Genomic DNA, 22,105 nt, shown 5'->3' with positions numbered 1-22,105 from the left:
TGTACACATAGATTGTTCACGCTCGACCTTGCCGCACACGCTGACCGATCCCGAAGTGACAACGTAGCTAATTTATTACGTGGCTATATGTACAAGGGATCGGTTTTGCATTTCCCGCCTGCTTCTAGAGCGCGTCATCCACACCCCCAAGTTCCGTACCATCATCGGTTTGTCATGTTTCAGTCATGCTTTGGTCATATACCTTCCGCAAACTGGTATATACCAATAAAGGAGTATTCCGGCATGAGTCATCCCTATTTACAGATCACCCACCTGAATAAGTCATTCGGCGCATTTCAGGCACTGCGTGATATCTCCCTCTCGGTTGAGGCGGGTGAGTTTGTCTGTTTTCTTGGGCCATCAGGGTGTGGCAAAACCACACTGCTGCGCGCGATCGCCGGTCTGGAGCTACCGGACAACGGCCGAATTATCCAACAAGATCGCGATATCACGTGGCTGCCCCCTGAGCAGCGCGATTTTGGCATTGTCTTTCAATCTTATGCCTTGTTTCCCAATCTGACCGTGGCGCAAAACATTGCCTTTGGGTTGGAAAATCGCCGCTTGCCCAAAGCGCACATTCACGAAACCGTCTTGAAATGGCTGGATCTGACCGGCCTGCGTGAACATTCACACAAATATCCGGCGCAAATCTCCGGTGGCCAGCAACAACGTGTGGCGCTGGCACGCGCATTGGCGCTTTCGCCAGGACTGTTATTGCTCGATGAGCCCCTGAGTGCACTGGACGCTCAAGTGCGTACCCATTTGCGCACCGAGATCCGCGCGTTGCAGCAACGCCTTGGCATCACCACCATCATGGTGACGCACGATCAAGAAGAAGCCCTCAGCATGGCCGATCGCATTGTGGTGATGGAGCAAGGTCAAATCAGCCAAAGCGGTAGCGCACGCGACATCTATCAGCGCCCGAGCAGTCAGTTTGTCGCCCGCTTTGTCGGTAGCATGAATTTTCTTGAATGCATGGTCATCAGCCCACGGCAAATTCGCCTCAATACCCATCCGCTGACATTGGCGAATCGCGGCCAAACCGGGAGTCGTTTGTGCATTGCGCTGCGGCCAGAGTCAATTCAATTACACCCCGCCGAAGCTGGCGCGCTTCCGGCGGTGATCACGCAAATAGAGTTTTTAGGCAGCCAGCTGCGGCTATTTTGTCAGGCCGAGACCTATTTCGGCCCTCAGACCATTCAAGTGTTAGCACCCTTTGCCAGTGCAGCACACTGGCGTAGTGGCATGCGCTGTGCGCTGTCTTGGCCCGATGATGCCATGCAAGCCTTTGAGGGCGCACCGCGAGTACAGGAGAGCGCCGCATGAGCGATCAATCCCTGAAATCCCCGTCCTTGTATGTTGATACCCGCGTCGACGCCGCGAATGCCCCGGTGATACCACCGGTTACAGCGTCACATTCCCTCTGGTTGCGCTGGCAAAAGCTGCGTGCCGCCAGTGGCCCCGACCAACGTCTGCAACTACTGTTGCTGATCGGTGGCATCGCACTGCTGACAATGGGTGTATTACTTCCACTGCTAAGTATGCTGCTCAATAGTGTGCGCGACGCGCAAGGCAATTGGACGGGGCTGCGCTATTTTGCCGAATACCTACAAAGCCCGAATCTGCTGCAGTCTGTTAAAAATACGCTGTGGCTGGGTCTGGTGCTTACTGTCAGCGTCATTACCTTAGCTTTCTCTTACGCCTATGCACTAACCCGCACCTGCATGCAGTGGAAAGGTTTTTTCCGCCTCATTGGTTTAGTGCCGATATTAATGCCATCACTGCTGCCCGCGATCAGTTTGATGTACTGGTTTGGCAATCAAGGCATTGCGCGCGGTTTACTGGGTGAGCAGAGTATCTATGGTGCTCTGGGCATAGCCATTGGACTGGGATTTTGGTGCTTTCCGCATGCGTTGATGATTTTGACAACCGCGTTAGGGCATAGCGACGCGCGGCAGTACGAAGCGGCCCGTGTTCTTGGCACTTCACCGTGGCGCACCTTTGTTACCGTGACATTGTCACAAGCGCGCTATGGCTTACTCAGCGCCGCGATTGCGGTATTCACTTTGAGCATCTGTGATTTTGGTGTCGCCAAGGTTATTGGTGGTAATTTTAGTGTGCTGGCAACCGACATCTATCGGCAAGTGATTGGTATGCAAAACTTCACGTTGGGAGCGGTAGCTAGTGTGTTGCTGCTATTACCGGCGTTGCTCAGTTTTGCTTTAGAGCATCGCCTACGTTCACGGCAACAAGAGCAAGCCAGCACCCGTAGTGTGCCTTATATCCCTCAGCCACACCCTGTACGCGATACCTTGGCCTTTATCTGGTGTGCCACGATAGCCTTGCTGTTTATTGCATTGGCCGGCATGGCGATTTACGGCTCGTTGATTCGTTTTTGGCCTTATGATCTGAGCCTCACTTTCGCCAATTATGATTTTGATAGCGGCAGCGTGTACGGATGGTTGCCGTTTCTCAACACGCTCAAGTTGGGATTTCTCACCGCATTGGCCGGTACCCTGATCCTGACTCTGCTGGCGTGGGCACAGGAAAAAGGTCGTCACTTTGCGCCCTTACGCCAAGTGCTGCACTTGCTGGCGATGCTGTCATTGGCCGTGCCCGGTATGGTACTCGGACTCGGTTACAGTGCCTTTTTCAACCATCCTGCAAATCCGCTAAATCTGTTGTATGGCACGCTGCCCCTGTTGGTGTTGTGCTGCGTCATGCACTACTACACCGTTGGACACATGACGCTGCTGACCAGTTTGAAACAGCTGCCGCGCGAGCTGGAGCAAGTGGCCTCATCGCTACGGATTCCGGCATGGAAAGCTTTTTGGCGCGTCACATTGCCCGTTTGCCTGCCCGCCTTGCTGGAGGTATTCATTTACCTCTTCGTGAATGCCATGACCACCACCTCTGCCGTCATCTTCTTGTATGCCGGTGATAGCATTCCCGCCTCGGTCGCGGTGTTGAACATGGAAGACTCCGGTAATACCGCCGCCGCGGCCGCCATGGCGACCTTGATTTTATTGGCCGCCGCTGGGGTCAAGCTGCTCGAACATCTCGCCAGTCGCGCATTACTTCAGCGCACGCAACGCTGGCGCCAGCATGCATAAACATTGAAAAGGAGTTATTGTCATGTCGTCCCCGTTTTATCCGTTTTGGCTCGAACAAGCACTGGCTGGCGAAGGCTATCCTGATCCGCAGCCACTTAGCGAAACACTGCATGCCGATGTGTGCATTGTCGGTGGTGGTTATACTGGCCTATGGAGTGCCATTGCGCTGCGCCAAGCGCGCCCAAATTGGCGCATTGTGGTGCTAGAAAAAGATCTGTGTGGCGCCGGCGCTTCTGGGCGCAACGGCGGTTGTATGCTGACCTGGTCAGCAAAATACCTCACACTACGCCGTTTATTTGGTGAGCAACAAGCGCGCTGGCTGGTCAGCGCTTCCGAGCAAGCGGTGCACGCTATCGCCAACTTTTGTGATGAGCACGGGATCCACGCCGACTTGCGCTTAGAAGGCACCCTGTATACCGCCACCAATCAGGCGCAACAGGGGGGAATGGCGCCAGTACTCAGCGCACTGTCAGATTCAGGCCTCAACCATTGGCAGCACATTGATGGCGAACAACTCGCATCAACCTGCGGCTCAACTCAGCATAAAGAAGCCCACTTCAGCCCTTACGCTGGTTCGGTGCAACCGGCGCTGCTGGCACGTGGCCTCTTGCACACAGCCCGTGCCATGGGCATTGAAGTCTACGAACGTACCCCGATGACCGAGTTAATTCCTAATAGCCAACAGAGCAGCATAGTCACTATTCGTACCCCGCAAGGGCAAGTTCAGGCTGGACAAGTGATTTTGGCGATTAACAGTGCCATGGCAGAGCGTTTTCGCGAGTTCCGGCGCAGCATTGTGTTGGTGTCATCCGACATGGTGATCACAGAGCCAGCACCTGCCTCATTACAGCAGCAACAGATGGATCATGGCCGCTGTGTGGTAGATGGGCGCACGTTTGTTTACTACTACCGCTCTACACCCGATGGCCGTTTGATGTTAGGAAAAGGCGGTAACACCTTTGCTTTTGCTAACCGCCATTTGGCCGAATTTGACCAACCAAGCCGCTATAAAGAGTCACTCAGCCAAGCGCTGTATCACTTCTTCCCACACCTGAATAAAACCCCGATTGCCGCCAGTTGGTGTGGCGCCTCCGATCGCTCGGTAGATGGCCTGCCCTTTTTTGGCCAATGGCGGCAGCATCCCAATATTTTTTATGGCTTTGGCTATTCAGGCAATGGCGTTACCCAAAGCTGGATCGGCGGACAGATCCTCTCGGCGTTGGTTTGTGACGAAGATAATGACTGGACTCGCTGCGCGCTCACTGGTGGCCCCCGCGGTTATTTCCCACCGGAGCCATTTCGCTGGGTTGGCGCCATGATGGTACGCAACGCTATTCGCCGTAAAGAGAGAGCCGAAGATGAAAACAGAGCGCCACATTGGTGGGATAAGCAACTGGCCAAACTGGCTGACGCCGCCGGCAAAGCCGATACCCACTAACATTTCTTAACCCGCTTATCTGAAAGGGAATGACTCTTTCTAGCCGCGAAATGGGAAAGGCTGGAAACGCTCAGCCGGCAAGATCATCAAGATAATACGCAGATAAAAAAACCGCCGCAGTCTAGAACTGCGGCGGAATAAACAACACAAAACGCAAAAGGGTGATAAAACAACGTTGACACATAATCAACTGCCGGCAGGGTAGCGCATGTATTTGCCCAGTACGATAAAAAGCGTCACGCACCGCACGGGTTGTAAATGAAACCTTTCAGCAAGAGTCAATAAACCCCATCGCAATCACAAAAGCGCGACCGATAACCCATACAAAAGCAAGGTTAAGCCAATCACCCGAATCGGTGACCAACGCAATTTTTGCAATGCCAACCACCCAACGACGGCGATCAGCGCCTCTGACGGACGATGGATAGCACTTGAGGCCACCGGATGATATAAGGCCGCCGCTAAAATCCCCACGACCACCGCATTGATGCCCGTTAGTACAGCACGATAACGAGGCTGCGCGCAAAACGCCTGCCAGAACGGCAATGCACCTAAGACCAATAAAAACGCCGGCAAAAAAATCATCAGGGTCGCCAATAACGCCCCTGTCACGCCCTGCTCGCTCATGCCCAGATAAGCGGCAAAGGTGAACAACGGCCCAGGAACCACCTGCGCCAATGCATATCCAGCCAAAAAATGATCGGCTGACATGCTACCAACCGGCTGCACGAACTCCGCCTCCAGTAACGGCAACACCACATGCCCGCCACCAAACACCAAGGCACCCGCACGATACATGGCGGAAGACAGTGACAACGCCGGTGATGTCACCAGTAGCATCAACGCAGGTAACAGCACTAACAACGCCGCAAACAGCAACAGGAGAACAATCCCCTGCCTAGGCGACATGCCCCTAGAATGTACCGCCATCGACGGAGCCGTATTAAGAATGGAGTTAGGAATAGACTCACGCAAGCCCACGGCCGCGGGCGACAAGCAAAACCGACCAATCACCGCGCCAAATATGATGAATAGCAGTTGCATACGCGCATCCGCAATCATCAGCGATCCCGCCAGCGCCATCACGGCAAGCAACAGCGTGCCGCGAGTACGACACAATTGCCAGCCCATATTCCACACCGCATGCGCCACTACGGCGACCGCCGCTAACTTAAGGCCACTCATTAAAAAGCCATTGGGTAACAGCCCATAGTGCTGGATTCCCCACGCTGCTCCCGCCATCAACAGTGCCGACGGCAAAGTAAAACCCAACCATGCCGCCAGCGCACCAAGATAGCCGCCTTGACGAAAGCCCAGCGCAATGCCGAACTGGCTACTGGCCGGCCCGGGCAGGCATTGGCATAAGGCCACTAAATCGGCGTACTCAAATTCACTTAACCACCGACGGCGAGCGACAAACTCATGATGAAAATAACCCAGATGGGCGACCGGCCCACCAAATGATGTCAGACCAAGACGGAGAAAAATCAGGAAAAGATGAAACGAAGGAGTGGCAGCTGAGGACATAAGTTAACCAAAATCCCGATGAATAACGTCAGCCGACCACTGTAGCACTCAATTATGACAAAACAGTTAATGTTTGTAATCAGTATGTTAGCGATTGGGCGGGAGTGCGAATACACCAAATGGCGCGATATTGCGCTCTCCCGTCGTCCCGCCGCTTACCTCAGCGCCTGAACCAACCAGCCTCATCACTAGATTATCAAAAGATAGCCCAATATCTTTAGGCGGACTCTTGCTGTTTGAACCAGTATTGCGACAACTTTTGAGCTCGCTTTATCTCTTCCGGCGTCATCATACCTTCAAGAGTTTCACGAGCTTGGATCGCCTCTTCCATCCCTTCGGTTGCCGCCAACGAGAACCATGCATACGCATGCAGGCGATTACGCGGCCCACCTAAACCTTCTTCGCGCATCATTCCCATACGGTATTGCGCCATGCGATTGCCTTGCTGCGCAGCGTAGCGGTATTGCTGATAAGCGCCGTGATAGTCATGCTCACCACCTTGGCCAGCACGTAACATCTCACCGTATTCAAAACGCCCTTCCACATCCCCTTGCGCTGCCGCTTTAGCAAACCATCCTCGCGCTTGGCTAAGTGCCTGCGCGCGCAAGCTTGCACGCCCTAAGGCGACTTGGGCTTTAGCCAGCCCGCCTTCTGCAGCCAGCGTTAAATAATGTTCGCGCTCTGCGGCGCTTGTTTGCTGTAGCGCAAACAGGTATTGCGCTTCATGTGACCCATTGTTCACCGCTTTGACCAACCATTCACGCGCTAATGCGGGATTAGCCGGCACCTGATTGCCGGATAGATAGGCATTCGCTAACCACAACTGCGCCGACGCGGCTCCGGCTTCTGCTGCTTGTTGATACCAACTAAAAGCGGTTTTACCTCTACTCTGTTCTGCCATCCAAAGCAGCGCTTGCGGATCGGCTTGTATTGCGGCTTTGGCATACCACCGCTCTGCCGTCGCAAGGTTACGTGGTACACCACGCCCCTGCGCATAAAAACTGCCTAGTGTGGTCTGCGCGCTACGGTCACCGGCTTGAGCGGCTTTCGTCAACCAGACTATTGCTTCTTTAGATGCCTCGGATTTTTGACTGTACCACAGGGCCAGTGCCCGCTGAGCCTCAATGACATCACCTTTCGCGGCTTGCTCCAAACTATCCACACACTCAGCCACCAGTTTGTCATCATTGTTTTGTTGACAGAGCTGCGCCAAACGCCATGATGCCTGAGCATTTCCCAAAGCAGCAGACTGTTGCCACCACGAACGCGCTTTGACAGGGTCTTTCGGCTCCCCCAGACCTTGCTCATACCACGTTGCTACTTGTGCTGCGGCGCGGCTTTGTGTTGCCGAATCAGCAGCCATCACTCCACCTTCGGCGGCTTGCTTCATCCAGCGCATCGCTGCGCTATAATCAGGTTGTGCTTTTCCTGCTAAGCGAGTAGCCAGCTCAAACTGTGCTCGCCCCTGACCTTGCTGGGCTTTTTGTAATAGCTGCTGATCATTAAGAGATGTCATTTGTGATGTGCAGCCTGTCACTAATAACAGTAGGCCTAGATATCCGTATTGTATATTTGGCATTGGATGGTTCTTTATATTCACATTAGTTGTATATTCAGAATTCAAGACTCAATGTTTTGAGCCGCACAGTAACGAAAAAAAACGTTACAATAGTTATATACTCAATAATCTAATGCCTGTGCGGCTTCATCACTGATGGATTCACCCAACAGTTCGCGCACATCACCTACAGTGAAAATCGTGCGACCTTTAGCGTATTGTTCGGCTAATAGCTGATTACAACGCACCAAACGTGCACTCGGTTTTACCCATTGCTCTGGCGGCAGCGGCTCGCTCCAGGCTGCAAACTCAGGATGGGCAGAGAAATAACGCTCGGCAAAACGTTTTTGGACTCGGCTTTGAATATTGAGCCGCAAAATACCCAAACGGGTACCGTTCATTTCCCACCAAAGACGGCGCAATGGCGAGAAGGCACTACGGGGTATTTTTCGCTCTCGGCAAAATTCATCAATCATGCCGTTAAAGGTGATTGGCGCTGGCTCATCAAGAGCCTCAGGGCCTTCATCCATATAGCGGCGGATCATTTCCCATTCACTGGCACCAATTTCTTTGCTCAGCGTACCGACATTGATCCCTGACCAAAAATGCCCCGGTCTCTCATCGGAATTGATACCAAAAAACAACGTTGCCATCGTCATTACACCACTGGTGGATACTGCGGAACCTTCCCCGACCATGGCGCACATCTCTTCCCACGGAAAAATTCGCACTTCAGTTTTTTTAGCTCGCTTATCCCAGCGCGATAGCATCACCTCGCGGCGTTGGCGATGAAAGCGAAATGGTAACACTCGGTGCAATTGTTGCTGATGCTCCCAAATCAGCTTTACAGTCATATACAGCGCAAAACCGGGCCCCATGCCCAGCAATAGAACTGCGCCGAATAAATTCATCCAACTGAACTCCATTCGCCACTGGCCTGGGCCGATCCACACCTCTTGATAGTTCCCAGCCCAAACACCTACCCAGCCTTGCCCATGACTCATACCAACACCAGAACGCCATGGGACGCCCCAAAAAACCATCGCAAAAAACAATAGTCCTAACACCCAAAACATATAAAAATATTGGGTTTGTAATAGAGAGCCGCCTGCCCCCCCTATTTCAATATAGTGGTCGCATTTTTTAGTGAGCCAATCAGCTCGCCGTACAGGTGGAACATTGGTCATGACCGGTAACGGACTAAAAACAGTGCGGGCGCTAAGGCGCTCTTGCCGGTGCTGTCCGGCAAAAAAAGGTAATACAGGTTTTTTCATCAATTAATCTCAAATCAATTCAATAATGGCTGCAACAGTGCAGTGATCTTGCTCCGATCTAAAGGATATTTATCATCGTCCTCCACCGGTTTGGCCTGTCGCCAGCCCGGTGTGTCCCCTGCCAAATTAGCCTCTTCCAGCCCTTGTAACTGCCATGAATTTAGCGAGCAGTGATTAGTCACGTCAAACTGCGTCACGCCTTGACCTTACATGAACTTTTATAATAACTGTTGATCATTAAGAGATGTCATCTGTGATGTGCTGCCGGCCACAAATAACAGTAGGCTTAGGTATCCGTATTGTGTGTTTGGCATTAGATGGTTCTTTATTTTAATCGACAAAAGTAATGTGGATGTTTTGATCTATCTTTAGCGGTCTTGATGAGCAAATTCTCATCAAAACCACTAACATCACAGTGTTAGAGAGCGAGCCACCTAACTATTTAAAATGCTTACCGCGTACTATTTCGCCCCACCCAAAAAGCTGATTCGCTCCTTGGTTAATTTAGTTTGGCACTCAAAAATGCTAACTTTTTGTGAGATAGTTAGCGAGGTGAGCGCCGTATCTTGAATTCGGCCGCAGGTTTCATCTTTACTCCAAATCCAAGACACCTGCTGATCTTTCATCGAAGATCTAAATGAGGGTGGGATTGCCTTCCATATTTGATTTAATTTTGCATCTTCCTGTTCATAAGCAGCCTTAGCGGTCACCAATGTAGCAGGATCATTTGCTTTAATAATTTCAACTTTATTAGCATCTAGCTCAGCATACTTTTCCAAACCATATGCAGGATAAAAAACATTACTTAATTTGACAGAAATATCTTTGTTATTATCCGCCAATCTCACCGTATAAGTGACATCTTTCCACGTAACAGAGTTACCATCGTAGATAGCACGATAGTCATTTTTGAGTGTTTTAATGAAGTCATCATAGACAACAGGAACTGAATCAGCGACCACTTGCAAACTAGGTAGTACGTCAAATGACACTGTTGCCGAACAGGTCAATTCATTATCGACGGTTTTTGTTGTAGTAACTTCAGATGCATTGATTTTTGTAGAGGCCATTACCCCTTTTAAGTTGGCAATTTCACCGACTGAGTCATATGCATGAGTTAATGCATTATCACGGATAGCGGATGTTAACGCCAAAACAACATCTTCTCTGCCGCATTTAAAATCACTGGCTTTATTGCTATCAAAAAAACCTGCATGTACGTTGCTCACAAAAAGACCACAAACGACAACGCCTAATGACTTCCAATTCATGTTAATTGTTCTCACCACATCTAAACCCATTACAATCAATACCATTAGTCACATACAGCTTGAGGCACACGGAAAATCGCTCAGTCATGTGACCTGCTCATTTACCGCGCTGAATAACTCAGGAATGTCAGCAGCAATACACTGAATTAGCAGTACTACTGATTTATCAGCTCAAGCGCCTCTCATAAGCAAATTCCTTGCCACACATTTAGATTATATTTATCAATAGGTTATGTCGCGCAACAAATGCAAAAGCACAATCCAAGTAAAAAATTGCTTAAACAAAGCAGATCAACCAGCATTTATTGCTTAATCAGCATAACTCACTATGATGTGCGCAAGATGTTGCGATGACTTATAGATAAAACTAGAAAGCCCATTTTCTAGCATGTATTGATTGCTTTTGATGCCCCAGCAGTCAGTGCCAGACATAGGGTACGACGCATGATATCGGCTCATTGAATGTACCCGCATAGAGCAAGCGATGAGTATCTATGCGTGTCACTTAGTGGGGGACTGCTGTTGGCTTGGGTGCAGATCTGGGGTAATCACCATGTCGGCTGTCAAGGGCATGCGGTGGTTAATTGTCGAACTTTTAACAAATCACGACAGTTCAGAGAAACCAGCCTTAGCCACAGCCCAATTGCGCTCGATATGGTAAAGGTTATATCCATACCAAAAGACAATTAAAAAAATAATATCTTAAATGCATGTAATCCAATAATTATACCTTGCACCGGAAAACCTGAAGTTCCCCCACTGTAATCACATTCTTAATGACCCGAAAGCAATGAAACACTCTATATTTCAGTTATTGCCTCAAAGATCTGCAAACAGGAATTTAACAAGTAAAATGACACCAACAACACAAAGAGTAATAAACCATGGTTTAGATACAGGGATTTCAACCTCCCTCTCATACAGAGCAGTATCCTCCGAAATCTCAATAAACTCACCACTCACATGGTCATTAGGTTTAGAAACATTTTCATTCGTCTCTTGACTGTTTACTTTATTCATTTCTTAACACCTTAGTCATTACATCATATCACATATTGCTGATATTACTTCGACTGTAATCGCGAGGTTGGTTTTTAATTAGCTGCGAGCAATAAAACATAATAACTCACTACTGAAATTTTCAGCATTCTGGCACATGATATAAAACTAAATTTATTTATCATCTCCAGCCTAGCGTTTGAGATTACACAGCTTCTCATTCAACAACCACAGAAAACGCCTGAAAATAGGTGAGCACAAAGCGAGGTCACTAGTTATTAAACTATCGCACCAAAAACAAGCGCAATAGAAAACATGAACTCCGTAGCTATTTATTTTTAGATTCAAAGTCTGACAATTGAACTAATTCACCATCATGGCAGAGCATGTCAGAATTTCTGACGGCATGCTCATTTTTAAATAAAACAAGCTCCGATCCCGGTAACTGCTCCATCAACAGCGAAAGAATCTTATGCATATCTTCTGGATGACAATAACATTTAACATTTGAATAGAATCCAAACTGAAATTTTTCTGCCTTACAATATATATACGGTCTTTTATGTGTCAATTTTATTAAGTGCGGATAGCCAGGCTTGATGTCTGTCGTTGAGGTAGTTTCTTCATTTTTAAAGTCAGTGAAGAAAAATGCCATCAATGCAAAACCACCGGCTCCCACCAAAGCGGCTGGCCCTAGCAATGCCACGCTGACGACACACACCACGACTCCAAACCATGCAATTCCCCGTACTACTGCGTAGGCTGCATCTGGAATCGCATCGTGTTCGGTGGTCACCAATCCTTCAGTGGTAAGCCGATAGTGGTATTGTTTGTCGGCTAACCAGAGGTAACGGGTAAACAACGTCATAGCAAAAGCCATGATGATGAGCCCCACCGCGAAACCTCTATCATCCGTCCATAAATAGGCAGCGAGAACAACCAAAGCAATACAGGGGCTAAGAACTCCAAGCCACACTAACCCATAAAAGCCATATATTGTTGCCGCCCGAATATCCCATTCATAGAGGGTTGGAGCCTCAATGACCCGTTGCCGTTTCCACTTGGATATTCGGTGTTGCTCCTCTTTCGGTAATGCTTGAAATTCATTGTACGTCAGGTTTTCATACATGCTCACATCGAGCTGTTGTGCACCTTGTTCTGCAGACGCCAACGGATTTGCCTTTGCTTTATTATTCATTTTATTATCCCTTGGTTGTACCTACGAAGAGTTCTATCATACGCAATCCACTGACGTAGCCCGCATTCATTGTCATCGTTCTTTGAGTCGAGTTCAGTAAATACCTATGATAATAATTAATAGCCAAACTCTTTGCGTGTTAACACTTCTTTCTCCTCATAATCAGGCACTCTGGATTTTACACATTTATAAACCTGATCGAAGTTATCAGGTAGGCAGTGCAACACAACGACATTCCAGACATCGTTAGATGCTCCGAATACTTTTAATGCGTAACTTTTTCTGTATAAATAAAGCTCACCACCACCCGCTGTAAAATACGCTCCTAAGTGACTAACCTTAGCTCGCATTTTCGTCATACCCATAGCCATAAAAGCACCACCGCCAGCACCAACTAGCGCGAAAGGTCCAATAACAGCTACTGTAACTAAACTGACTAAAACCAAGAGCCAACCCAGCATATTGATGACTAAATAGAAATTATCGGGTAATTTATCTCGCTTCGTATAATAGACGCCCTTAGGTGTCAGTGAGTAATGAAACAATTGATTAGGAAGTGCTAAGTAACGGCCTGAAAAAACAGACACCACACCTAAAAAAAGAAAAGCCGAGCTTGGCGATATAAACCATTCACCATCTTTAAATGAAGTCCATATCCATAACAATAAGAATCCTCCACCAATCACAACACTTACCAACCAACTCTGATATTGTTGCACCTCTATTTCCCACTCATATAATACGGGTTCATTTTTTAACTCCATGTACTCATCGCTTACAGGATCATTAGGATGAGGAAAGTGTTCATCCGAACCTTTAGTGATTGTATCAATCATTTTAGAAAGTCTCTTTGAGATGAAAGATTCACTTCCGTATGATTAGGCAAATAAGACTTAATATCTGAAATTATTTTTTCATAGTTCTCTGGAGTACAATAAATTTCCAAATGGTATTTTATAGAGAACGGTTCACTTATTGTATCAAACATATATCCTTTGCTATACACTCTCATTTCTATTGGTCCTTCATAGAAGTACGCTCCCAAGTGACTAACCTTAGCACGCATTTTCGTCATACCCATAGCCATAAAAGCACCACCACCTGCACCAACTAGCGCGAAAGGACCAATAACTGCTACTGCAACTAAACTGACTAAAACCAAGAGCCAACCTAGCATATTGATGACTAGATAGAAATTATCAGAAACCTTTCCTTGCTGCGTATAGTAAACACCTTTGGGCGTTATGAAATAATGAAAAATTTCATTTGGATGACCAAAATAGCGGATAAACAAAATTGAAAAAACACCCAACAATGAAAACAAGACAGAACCAGCAAAACTATTCTCTTCGCCAAATAAAGCAAAACACCCAGCTATCAGCAAACCCACTCCGCCACCTAACATTGACACAAACCAAGCTCCATACATTGGAACTTCAATTTCCCATTCATATAATACGGGTTCATTTTTTAACTCCATGTACTCATCGCTTACAGGATCATTAGGATGAGGAATATACTCATTAGAGCATTGTGTATTTATCTCATTCATTATGCATGCAATCCAACTATTATACCCTGCACCGGAAAACCTGATGTTACCTCAGCTGTAATCACAAGGTTAGTTTTTAACGATCCACGAGCAATGAAACGTAACGACTCACCACTTAAACTTTCACTACTCGGGTACATGATGTAAAGAGTAAGTTCATCTCCTGACTCAACAGGTCTCACATTGCCCCCCTGTTGCTTATCACCTAGATGTGCGAGCAGAGCTAATGTACATTGACCTGGTTTTTTGTTCACTAAGCGTAGTGTTAACGCTTCTTCTTTACCTAAATAGACCGCAGGATAATTTTGTGCAACGTGGGATCGGCGAAGCGAACCCTGCACCGCGATAGATTGCACATAATCAGGTATCTTTATTTCAAGCTTATTTCCGATGAGCTTAATGACTGGTTGTTTGACAATTCGCTCATATTGTATAAACTCTTCAATAGCCGTCCATCCTTTATCAGGTGTCACTCCCCAAGACGATTTTTTTAGCCAACGCTCAATGGGTAAGAGACCATAATGAGCTAACATTAGAGTTGCAACCAAATAAAGTATAGTACCAATGCCGATATATGCGACCATCCAAGGCGCCCATATAGTAGCCAGCCTTGCTCCTTGTAATAACCTCAGTAGGGAGATTAAATTAGGCATTCCTTGTAAAAATAGACCACTCGCTTTCATCAAATAACCAACTTGCTCTCCTTCAGCATTAGCATCATCTTTGATTTTTCCCCACGTCTCTAACATCTCTAAACCAGCCGCTAATGTCCCAAATCCCGTCATCCACGATGTCATTGCGGTAAAACGCTGGGTTAATGCTGGATTTTCTTTCATTGCCATACTTAAACTTTTATTTCGCAATGACTCCGGTAGTGCTATCGCACCTTGTTTTACCGAAATAATGGCATTGCCCGTCCACGCAGCGGTATAGACAAGGTTACGAAGTAGAGCTAGTTGCGCTTGTGGATCACCTTGTTGAGCTCGGTGATTTTGTTGATATCCTGCCAGCACCACAATAAGATTAGTGATATTTAAGAGCGCAGCAAAACCACCAAAATGACCCCAATCACGCCAGACCTTCGATGCGGCTTGTGCACCTGCCGCGCCTTTCTGTTGTAATTTTAAGTAGAGTTCCATCTTGCCTTCAAACTTGGCTTGCAGATCTTCGCTCATTAAAAATAATTTTGGCCATCGGATCTCACGCCACTCAGTCCCCGCCATTTCCATTCGGCCAAAAAGTGTGTTGTCAGGCGTTTTACCCGTACTTGACTGCAATTTCACCAATATGTTGTTTTTTACTTCCCTTGCAAACGTATTTATATCATTCGATATATTTTTATTAATACGCACATCCTGTGCAATATACACACTTTCTAGAGCCAAAAGTTGTATCGCCTGGCCGAGTTTTGCGCCTTGCAATAAATGCGGATGCAGCAATTCAGTGGTATGTTGCCATACCACTTTAGCAGGACCGGTTATCGCCCCTTTCAGCGCCGTGACAATTTTCTTTGCCCCTTCATGGAGAAGCCCGAAAATTTTACTATCACTCAACTTAGCCTCTGAAGCTATTCCCTCAAGCCCCCCCAACATATTGCCAACGGCAGTAATATTGCCGACATTAGTCCAATCGGTCTGCTGTTCAAAAGCCGCTTTAACATCGGCTTCAAAGCCGTAATACGCGAGTGCAGGTAAACTGCTGTGCTTTAAGTGTTGAGTAAGTTTAGTTGTCCGCTCTTGATCAGGAGAAAACTGCAAAGCCAATAACCATTGATGACTACAGGCCAACAAGAAGACATGTGCTTCTTCAGTCTCACAATCAATACCCAACAATAAGCCACTTTTAGCCAATGCATCCATAGCAATAAGAGCATCATCATACGTGGCCTCCCAACGTGGCCGTAATGACTCGATCTCTTTGGCATAACGTGCGATGAAGCTTTTCAAATCCGCCCAATTTACTGCATTATCAAAACGAACACCTTGCCAATCGCCCCAGGCTTCGGGATTGATCCCTGCATCTTTCAGCGCCTTGTGTTGCGTCGACAATGTCTGTTCTGCACCCAAGTCGATGTAATGGTTACTGCTTCCTTGGCGCATTGCGTACTGATAACGAGTAACGAGATATTCTTGCAATTGTTTTTGCAATTCAAAAATAGCCAGTTGATCTCCGCGAACTTTTGCAGGTAGTTCAATTTCCGCAATAGCTGGCAGTGCCAACATTTGGGTGATCCCAGCCATCTGCCATAAATGGCGATCATTATCGTTTTTAAAGGGCTGTTCATGTAATACATGAATATCATCAAGACGAGTGGTCAGGTCATGCATATCAGATATCAGATCATTCAGAGCAACGACCATTCCACTTTTTATATCCGGCATACCGGCTTTATGGGCTTCCGGTGTACTTGCTGGCTTTTCAGCCCAAAGCATACCTTGACTTATACCTTCAGGAGCCTTCAGGGGCGCACAGGTGGAGGCAAAGCCCTGATTGGGTAATCCAAGATCTGCTATATGGGAAGCTAACAAATCCAGATTTCCCGCGTGTTCACAGCCCTGATGCGCAAATTTGATCAATTCAAATTTGCGCATGACTTTGCTGCGCAAGGCTTTACCACGTATTGCGCTAACTTCGGCATCACCCGCTACGGCTTCATCTTCGCTATAGATTTTTTTTAGTCTTTCCGTCCAGCGCTGATGAGAAAAGACTAGCGAGACGGTATGTTTCAACGGGTAAAGCAGATAGCCATGACTTCCCTTCGTTTCACTAATAAATAGGTCACCTTTAACTTCATACTCATCTAATTGCTGTGCTGATTCATCATAGACATAAAGCCAGCCATCGCGCAGTTGGCGCAAGGTATAGGCATTACCAGTAAGTTTCAGCGGACCTTTAAAATGGCTATTCGGTAATGGGTGAGGCTGCTTTTCAGGCGCTTTAAAAGGCTCGTCTAATGCATAACGCACAGGAACCAACGCAATTTCAAGGCCTTTATAAGGGCAGACACCCGCAGGGCTTTGGCAGTCTTGATTACTGGCTGCCAATGCATCTTGATTCGGATTACCTTGGTTTGATGAGCCCACCTTGTCCTCCTTATCGCCTTGTTTTTCTTGAGAGGCTTGATCCATTTAGCTTCACTCCTATGGTGATACGTGCTGCTCTGCCCAACGGGCAGCCTGCTCCACGCGTTGCGATGGGGTTTGTGCGGAAGGCGCAGTCAACAACTGCGTCAAAATTGGGTATTCCTCACTTCCCCACCATGCATCACCCAAAAATCCCAATACATTAAAAAACAGTAAGAGATCGCGTTCCGTCTGAAATGCCAGTTGATAAGCCCGCGTGGCCCACTGAGCAACCCAAAATGCGGGATCTGACCGCTCGGTCAATCGGCCAGGAAACCATTTCCCCATATGCCGGTAGAGCGTATCAAGGCTATTTAACCAACTGACTTCACCCAAACGTTGCCACTGGGCATCACTCAGGCGTAGAGGCGCATTCTCACGCAGTGGTGGCATTTTTGTTGCGGCAGGTAAGTTAGCGGTTTTATGCCACCAGATGAGCTTACTGCACGGTTGCAGTTGCTCACGAACGGGGATCCACACCTGTGTGATATCTTGCCAAAAGCGCGGATCATCGTCCTGAAAAAGCCGATACATGCCTTCTGGTTGCGCTGGTTTGAGCAATATCCGGCTCCCGTAAGGGCTTTGCGCTTCAATCCAGCCACGTAGGCGTTCAGCAAACGGTAACAATGCCAAGGGTGAGGCAAGCAAATAGCCGCTGTTGGGTTGAAACTCGGCCGCATACCAGCGCAATAATGACTCCGTAGCGACGACCAGACAGGGGGAGACTTCACGCAAACTCTCCCATGGTGCATACAAATACAATGGCTGGTATGCGGGGGTATCCGCTATCTCGAACAAGCACCGCTCTAGCTGCGCGATTTGCCCACCATCGAGGAGCAAGTAAAGTTGCTCCTCTTTGTGTAAGACTATTTCAGGTAACGAAAAACTCATTGGGCTCCCTGTGCAGCAGCTTCACAGACTTCACAAACCGGCTCGGCCGATTTTAAGGTCGGGATCTGACGCGCTGGCTCCATTGGCGGCGGCGGTGCGACCACCTCGACGTCATTCGGTTGAATGGGCATCTGTCCACCCCAACCCGAGCCAGAGCCTGGGCTACCTCCTGAGTTCATTTTGATGGTTGGGCCCACGAGCGTGACACCACTGGCATCCACTTTGACAAAACAGCCGCCCACTTTGAGGGTGATCTCCGCACCAGCCTCCAACACGACTTTCATGCCGGCTTTCACATGCACTTCCTGACCCGCCTCCACTAACAAGGCTTGTCCTAATTTTTGGTGCATGGAAGCGTCAACCGTGAGGGAGTAGTCCGCTTTAATCTGATCGCGCTTTTCGCCCTCAACGGTCAGGTGATCATTGGCCTTAATGCGTGTCACCCGTTCGTTATCGATATCCCGATGCTCATCGTGCTTTATGTGCCAAGCCACATCGTTTTCAATCAGTACATTCAGATCTTTTTGACCGTGGATGTAGATCTCTTCTTGTCCGGCCTGATCTTCAAAGCGCAGTTCGTTAAACCCTTCCCCTTGATGCGTCTCGGTACGCAGCACGGTACGCGTTTTATGCGCAGGTAAATCATACGGTGGTCGGTTGGTCGCGTGATAGGTGCGTCCTGTGACAATGGGCTGGTCCGGATCACCTTCTAAAAACGAGACAATCACCTCATGGCCAATGCGCGGAATGGCCATCATGCCGTATTGTCCACCCGCCCAACCTTGAGATACGCGCACCCAACAGGAACTTTGGTCATTACTCGCGCCATATCTGTCCCACGGGAATTGCAATTTCACGCGGCCATGTTCATCACAATAGATCTCTTCTCCCTCAGGGCCGACCACGGTAGCGATTTGTGGGCCATCGACCATCGGCTTGTGCGGCATTAGCGCGCGCCACGGTGTTTGCGCGGGGATCACGGAAAATTGGTTATAGTAAACCGTTGGGCTACTACCGCCCTCTTCTTCCAGCGCCTGTGGCTGTTTACCGGTATGTGTAATGCGCACCACTTGCCAATCGGTATTCAGCATCCCGTTTGGATGCTCACTTAAACTGAACGCACAACCCGGCATCAATTGCGGCGCATTAGAGTCGCCCTCGCCGGTCATGGCATCGGCGCGCAGCGCATCGAGGCGATAGCCGGTAAATGCTGTGCCGCTCGGGTCTTGTTTAAAACGACCGGGGTAATCAAAATGCTGATAACTATCACGCTGATGGCTCAGTTCACTGCCTTGTTTTTTATGCGACAGGGCATAAGCGGGCGTTTTGAAGCTGTAGTCTTTGAGCTCCACTTCTGCAGGACGTACGTTTTCGGCATAGTGGAAACGGCGCACAAACGGGCCATGTTGCTGACCTTGATTGGCCAAGTTGAAAAACAGTGCCGGCCCCGTCTGTAATGCCGCAGTATTATCGGCAAATATGACGCGGTGTTTACCTGCTTCAAATTCGTGATAACAGCACAACCCTTCTTCTGCAGCCAGACGCTGCATAAAACCTAAATCGGTTTCTCGGTACTGTACGCAGTATTCTCGCTGGGCATGTTCATCTTTGAAGGCAAAGGCATAGTCCGTGATCCCCGCTTCTTGCAGTAGGATGCTGATGATTTCTTGCGGTGTCTGAGTCTGAAAAATGCGCGCATTATGGCGCAGAGATAAACGCCACAACACCGGTTTCACTTGCAAGCTATAGCGGGTACGCCGAAAACCGGTATCCCCTTGAGCAAATTGGCTGACTACTCCGCTGATCCGGCGCTGGATCTCACCGTCAAACCAGACCAACAGCTCGCACGGTTGCTCCAATACGGCAGCAAAATCAATATCTGGCTGTAAACTTGCAAGCTCAAGATTTAGCTCAAACGGCGTATTCAGGGCTTCATGCAACGTAAACTCTGCAACCGCAAAGGTGCTTTCCGGTAATTCACCGACTGTGACGGTAAATTGCAATCCCGTTTGATTCGCCATTCACCTCTCCTTCCTTGATGATGCTTTGCCATGCCGCCGACAACACAGCCGCATGGCAAAGCAAAAAAGCCTCGAACACCCATGGCGTTCGAAGCAAATAACAGACTGTATTTATTGACAGTCTGATGTCACTTGGGATGTAACCTGTCCGCTTGCAGCGCAAACGGACAGTGACACATTGGTCATTAGGCTTCGATCGGTGCGCGCCAGTCATCAGCACCAGAAGTGCCAGCAACCGTGTGCTCCCAATCAATTTTGCGGTAGGCCAGAGAAACCTGAATCAGCTGGGTAAAGTCTGATTTAGCTGGGTCTTGGCAGTGTGGCATCTGGCAATCGATATCCACGATAGTGGCATCAGTCAAAATGGTAGAGAAGAAGTGCTCTTGCTTACCTTCTACAGAGGTGCGGTACCACTTCAGGGTTACGGTTGGCAGCATTTCACCAGAAGCCAAGGCGTTGTACATCAATGGAACTGCTTTGTTCAGCGCAACGGTGAACTGGAATGGCTTGTGAACACGCTGACCTGATGGTTGGCCTGACTGTGGATCAGTAGGTACAGTCACGATATGTTTGAATTCTTGTACCAGCATTTCATCTTCGTGACCTTGTACAAAGATGTTACCCACGGATTCAGAGGTGAACGCGCCTGCAGTGATGTTACCTTGGGTTTTGCCTTCGATAGAGATATAACATGGGGTTGGCATTGCAAATACTCCTGTAAAATAAAATAGGTTAACGCCACTCCCCTATAGCAGCCTCTGTGCCAACTTTTAAAATCCTTTACATTCAATAGGTTAATCAAAACAATTAAATCGCGTACACGACGCGCGCGCAATAAGTTGCGTAAACCTATCAATTAACCAGCAAAAGTTGCGCATTTAGCACAATCATCCTAATCATGCGCAAAAAATTGCGTCATTTGGTGTTTATCTCTATGTAGTGAAATGGGTTGAATCTGTGCCTGCAGAGACTTATCACACCAAAAATAACCATAATCAATTGATTATAAAGACTTTAATAAATAAAGTTATTTCATCTCAGCCCTATGGTTTATCGCGTCACCGGCTCTCATTTACGGGCAAGCAGGTTGATGACAATAAGTTGTGTTTTTTGCCGCCCTGTTGAGCTGCGGTGAGACATAACGCTAACCATACATATGTGCCTAGAACATCACATTCTTACCTCTGTTTTAGTGTTGTTGGCTGTATTACACTTTCGCAAGTTATAGTAGACAACGCATGTCGGTCAGAGGGAAAAGACCACCGATGCAGAGCACCGCACAACGTAGAGCTGAAATGTTGGCCTTTATCCGCACCCACGGCAAAGGAGATGTGAATACCTTTGTACGCCAATATGGTGTGTCGGCAGTGACTATCCGCTACGATCTCAATCAATTGGAAAAACAAGGCTGTGTAACGCGCTGTTATGGCGGCGCCACACTCAATGCACAATTTGCCTTTGATCGCCCTTTGCAAGATAAGAAGCAGCTCTATTGTGATATCAAACAGCGGCTTGGCGCTTATGCCGCCGGACTCGTGCAAGAAGGTGATACGTTAATTCTCGATTCCGGCTCCACCACCGAGCAAATTGCACTGCACTTAGCAGGCAAGCAGTCATTAACCGTGATGACTAACGGGATCAATATTGCCTACCATTTGGCAAATCGTGAGCATATCCGAGTGATGGTTGCAGGTAGTATCATGCGGCCTAATTCATATTCTCTGCACGGCAGTTGTGGTGAGGCGCTACTTAGCAGTTTTCGCTTTAATAAGCTGTTTCTCGGTGTCGATGGTTTTGACAAACTCGCAGGGATCACCACGCCGCACCAAGGTGAAGCCGATATCAACCGTAAGATGATTGAAGCAGCCAGTATGGTTATTGCGGTGACCGACTCATCAAAATTTAATCGGCAAAGTTTTTGTCTGATTGCCCGCCCTGAGCAGCTGGATATGTTGATTACTGATCGCGGTATTCCAGACGATTACTATCAGGAGTTATCCGCGGCAGGGGTTGATATTCGGCTGGTGGATTAAACGTAAACCTCATCAATAGATGAAAAACTTGCTATGAAAATCTTGCACCCACATTCAAGGGATAAATAGCTGAGCGCTAACCTTGCCGACAGCAGTTATACATGGCCA

Annotated in this window: 17 protein-coding genes and 1 pseudogene; 4 read left to right on the top strand and 14 right to left on the bottom strand. The window is 48.1% G+C overall.

Annotated elements, in window-relative coordinates:
• The first annotated feature begins 243 nt into the window (after positions 1–243).
• The 3 genes from LQ901_RS15825 to LQ901_RS15815 are packed head-to-tail and all read left to right on the top strand — an operon-like array spanning position 244 to position 4,551.
• Positions 244–1,326 carry a putative 2-aminoethylphosphonate ABC transporter ATP-binding protein gene (locus LQ901_RS15825; protein ID WP_152135593.1) on the top strand — a complete coding sequence of 361 codons (1,083 nt, stop codon included), beginning with the start codon at positions 244–246 and terminating at the stop codon, positions 1,324–1,326.
• Complete coding sequence (locus LQ901_RS15820; protein WP_152136569.1) at positions 1,323–3,113, top strand: putative 2-aminoethylphosphonate ABC transporter permease subunit; 1,791 nt, start codon at positions 1,323–1,325, stop codon at positions 3,111–3,113. The genes LQ901_RS15825 and LQ901_RS15820 overlap by 4 nt, the downstream gene beginning before the upstream one ends.
• Before the next feature lie 22 nt (positions 3,114–3,135).
• Positions 3,136–4,551, top strand: coding sequence for an FAD-dependent oxidoreductase (locus LQ901_RS15815; RefSeq protein ID WP_152135591.1), 1,416 nt, complete (start codon positions 3,136–3,138; stop codon positions 4,549–4,551).
• 297 nt (positions 4,552–4,848) lie between these two features.
• On the opposite strand, the gene chrA is transcribed toward LQ901_RS15815, so the two are convergent.
• From chrA to hcp1, 14 genes and pseudogenes are all read right to left on the bottom strand, one after another.
• Complete coding sequence (gene chrA, locus LQ901_RS15810) at positions 4,849–6,078, bottom strand: chromate efflux transporter (protein WP_152135590.1); 1,230 nt, start codon at positions 6,076–6,078, stop codon at positions 4,849–4,851.
• Between the two features lie 217 nt (positions 6,079–6,295).
• A complete protein-coding gene (locus LQ901_RS15805; RefSeq protein WP_230405874.1) occupies positions 6,296–7,594 on the bottom strand; it encodes a tetratricopeptide repeat protein in 1,299 nt (432 codons plus the stop codon).
• Between the two features lie 164 nt (positions 7,595–7,758).
• Positions 7,759–8,640: a hypothetical protein gene (locus LQ901_RS15800; protein WP_218572268.1), complete on the bottom strand. Its 882-nt coding sequence runs from the start codon at positions 8,638–8,640 to the stop codon at positions 7,759–7,761.
• A gap of 284 nt (positions 8,641–8,924) precedes the next feature.
• Positions 8,925–9,107 carry a hypothetical protein gene (locus LQ901_RS15795; RefSeq protein ID WP_152135587.1) on the bottom strand — a complete coding sequence of 61 codons (183 nt, stop codon included), beginning with the start codon at positions 9,105–9,107 and terminating at the stop codon, positions 8,925–8,927.
• Positions 9,108–9,371: 264 nt separating this feature from the next.
• The gene (locus LQ901_RS15790; RefSeq protein WP_152135586.1) at positions 9,372–10,226 is read right to left on the bottom strand and encodes a lysozyme inhibitor LprI family protein; all 855 of its coding nucleotides are present in this window, start codon (positions 10,224–10,226) and stop codon (positions 9,372–9,374) included.
• A gap of 774 nt (positions 10,227–11,000) precedes the next feature.
• Positions 11,001–11,201 (bottom strand): hypothetical protein, encoded by a 201-nt coding sequence (locus tag LQ901_RS15785; RefSeq protein ID WP_152136574.1) that lies wholly within the window; start codon positions 11,199–11,201, stop codon positions 11,001–11,003.
• Between the two features lie 307 nt (positions 11,202–11,508).
• Entirely contained in the window at positions 11,509–12,378 is an 870-nt protein-coding gene (locus tag LQ901_RS15780; protein WP_152135584.1) for a hypothetical protein, read from the bottom strand.
• 116 nt (positions 12,379–12,494) lie between these two features.
• Complete coding sequence (locus LQ901_RS15775) at positions 12,495–13,214, bottom strand: hypothetical protein (protein ID WP_152135583.1); 720 nt, start codon at positions 13,212–13,214, stop codon at positions 12,495–12,497.
• Complete coding sequence (locus LQ901_RS15770) at positions 13,211–13,930, bottom strand: hypothetical protein (RefSeq protein ID WP_152135582.1); 720 nt, start codon at positions 13,928–13,930, stop codon at positions 13,211–13,213. Before LQ901_RS15770 ends, LQ901_RS15775 begins: the two co-directional genes overlap by 4 nt.
• Positions 13,930–17,058 carry a toxin VasX gene (locus tag LQ901_RS15765; protein ID WP_152135581.1) on the bottom strand — a complete coding sequence of 1,043 codons (3,129 nt, stop codon included), beginning with the start codon at positions 17,056–17,058 and terminating at the stop codon, positions 13,930–13,932. The genes LQ901_RS15770 and LQ901_RS15765 overlap by 1 nt, the downstream gene beginning before the upstream one ends.
• Before the next feature lie 12 nt (positions 17,059–17,070).
• On the bottom strand, positions 17,071–17,943 hold the full coding sequence (locus tag LQ901_RS15760) for a DUF4123 domain-containing protein (protein WP_152135580.1): 873 nt from the start codon (positions 17,941–17,943) through the stop codon (positions 17,071–17,073).
• A gap of 52 nt (positions 17,944–17,995) precedes the next feature.
• Positions 17,996–18,082: a hypothetical protein gene (locus tag LQ901_RS16925; RefSeq protein ID WP_370586032.1), complete on the bottom strand. Its 87-nt coding sequence runs from the start codon at positions 18,080–18,082 to the stop codon at positions 17,996–17,998.
• A 372-nt stretch (positions 18,083–18,454) separates the two neighbouring features.
• Positions 18,455–19,964: pseudogene (locus LQ901_RS15755) on the bottom strand (type VI secretion system tip protein VgrG); the annotation flags it as partial.
• A 185-nt stretch (positions 19,965–20,149) separates the two neighbouring features.
• Complete coding sequence (gene hcp1, locus LQ901_RS15750; protein ID WP_010863176.1) at positions 20,150–20,668, bottom strand: type VI secretion system effector Hcp1; 519 nt, start codon at positions 20,666–20,668, stop codon at positions 20,150–20,152.
• Between the two features lie 561 nt (positions 20,669–21,229).
• Here hcp1 and agaR point away from each other — a divergent pair.
• Positions 21,230–21,997 carry a transcriptional repressor AgaR gene (agaR, locus tag LQ901_RS15745; protein WP_152135578.1) on the top strand — a complete coding sequence of 256 codons (768 nt, stop codon included), beginning with the start codon at positions 21,230–21,232 and terminating at the stop codon, positions 21,995–21,997.
• The last annotated feature ends 108 nt before the right edge of the window (positions 21,998–22,105 follow it).

It is taken from the genome of Plesiomonas sp. PI-19 (assembly GCF_021368255.1).
GTDB classification, from domain to species: domain Bacteria; phylum Pseudomonadota; class Gammaproteobacteria; order Enterobacterales; family CAMTGL01; genus Plesiomonas; species Plesiomonas shigelloides.
Note: the sequence above shows the minus strand (reverse complement) of the source record. Positions and strands in the feature narration are given on the sequence as shown.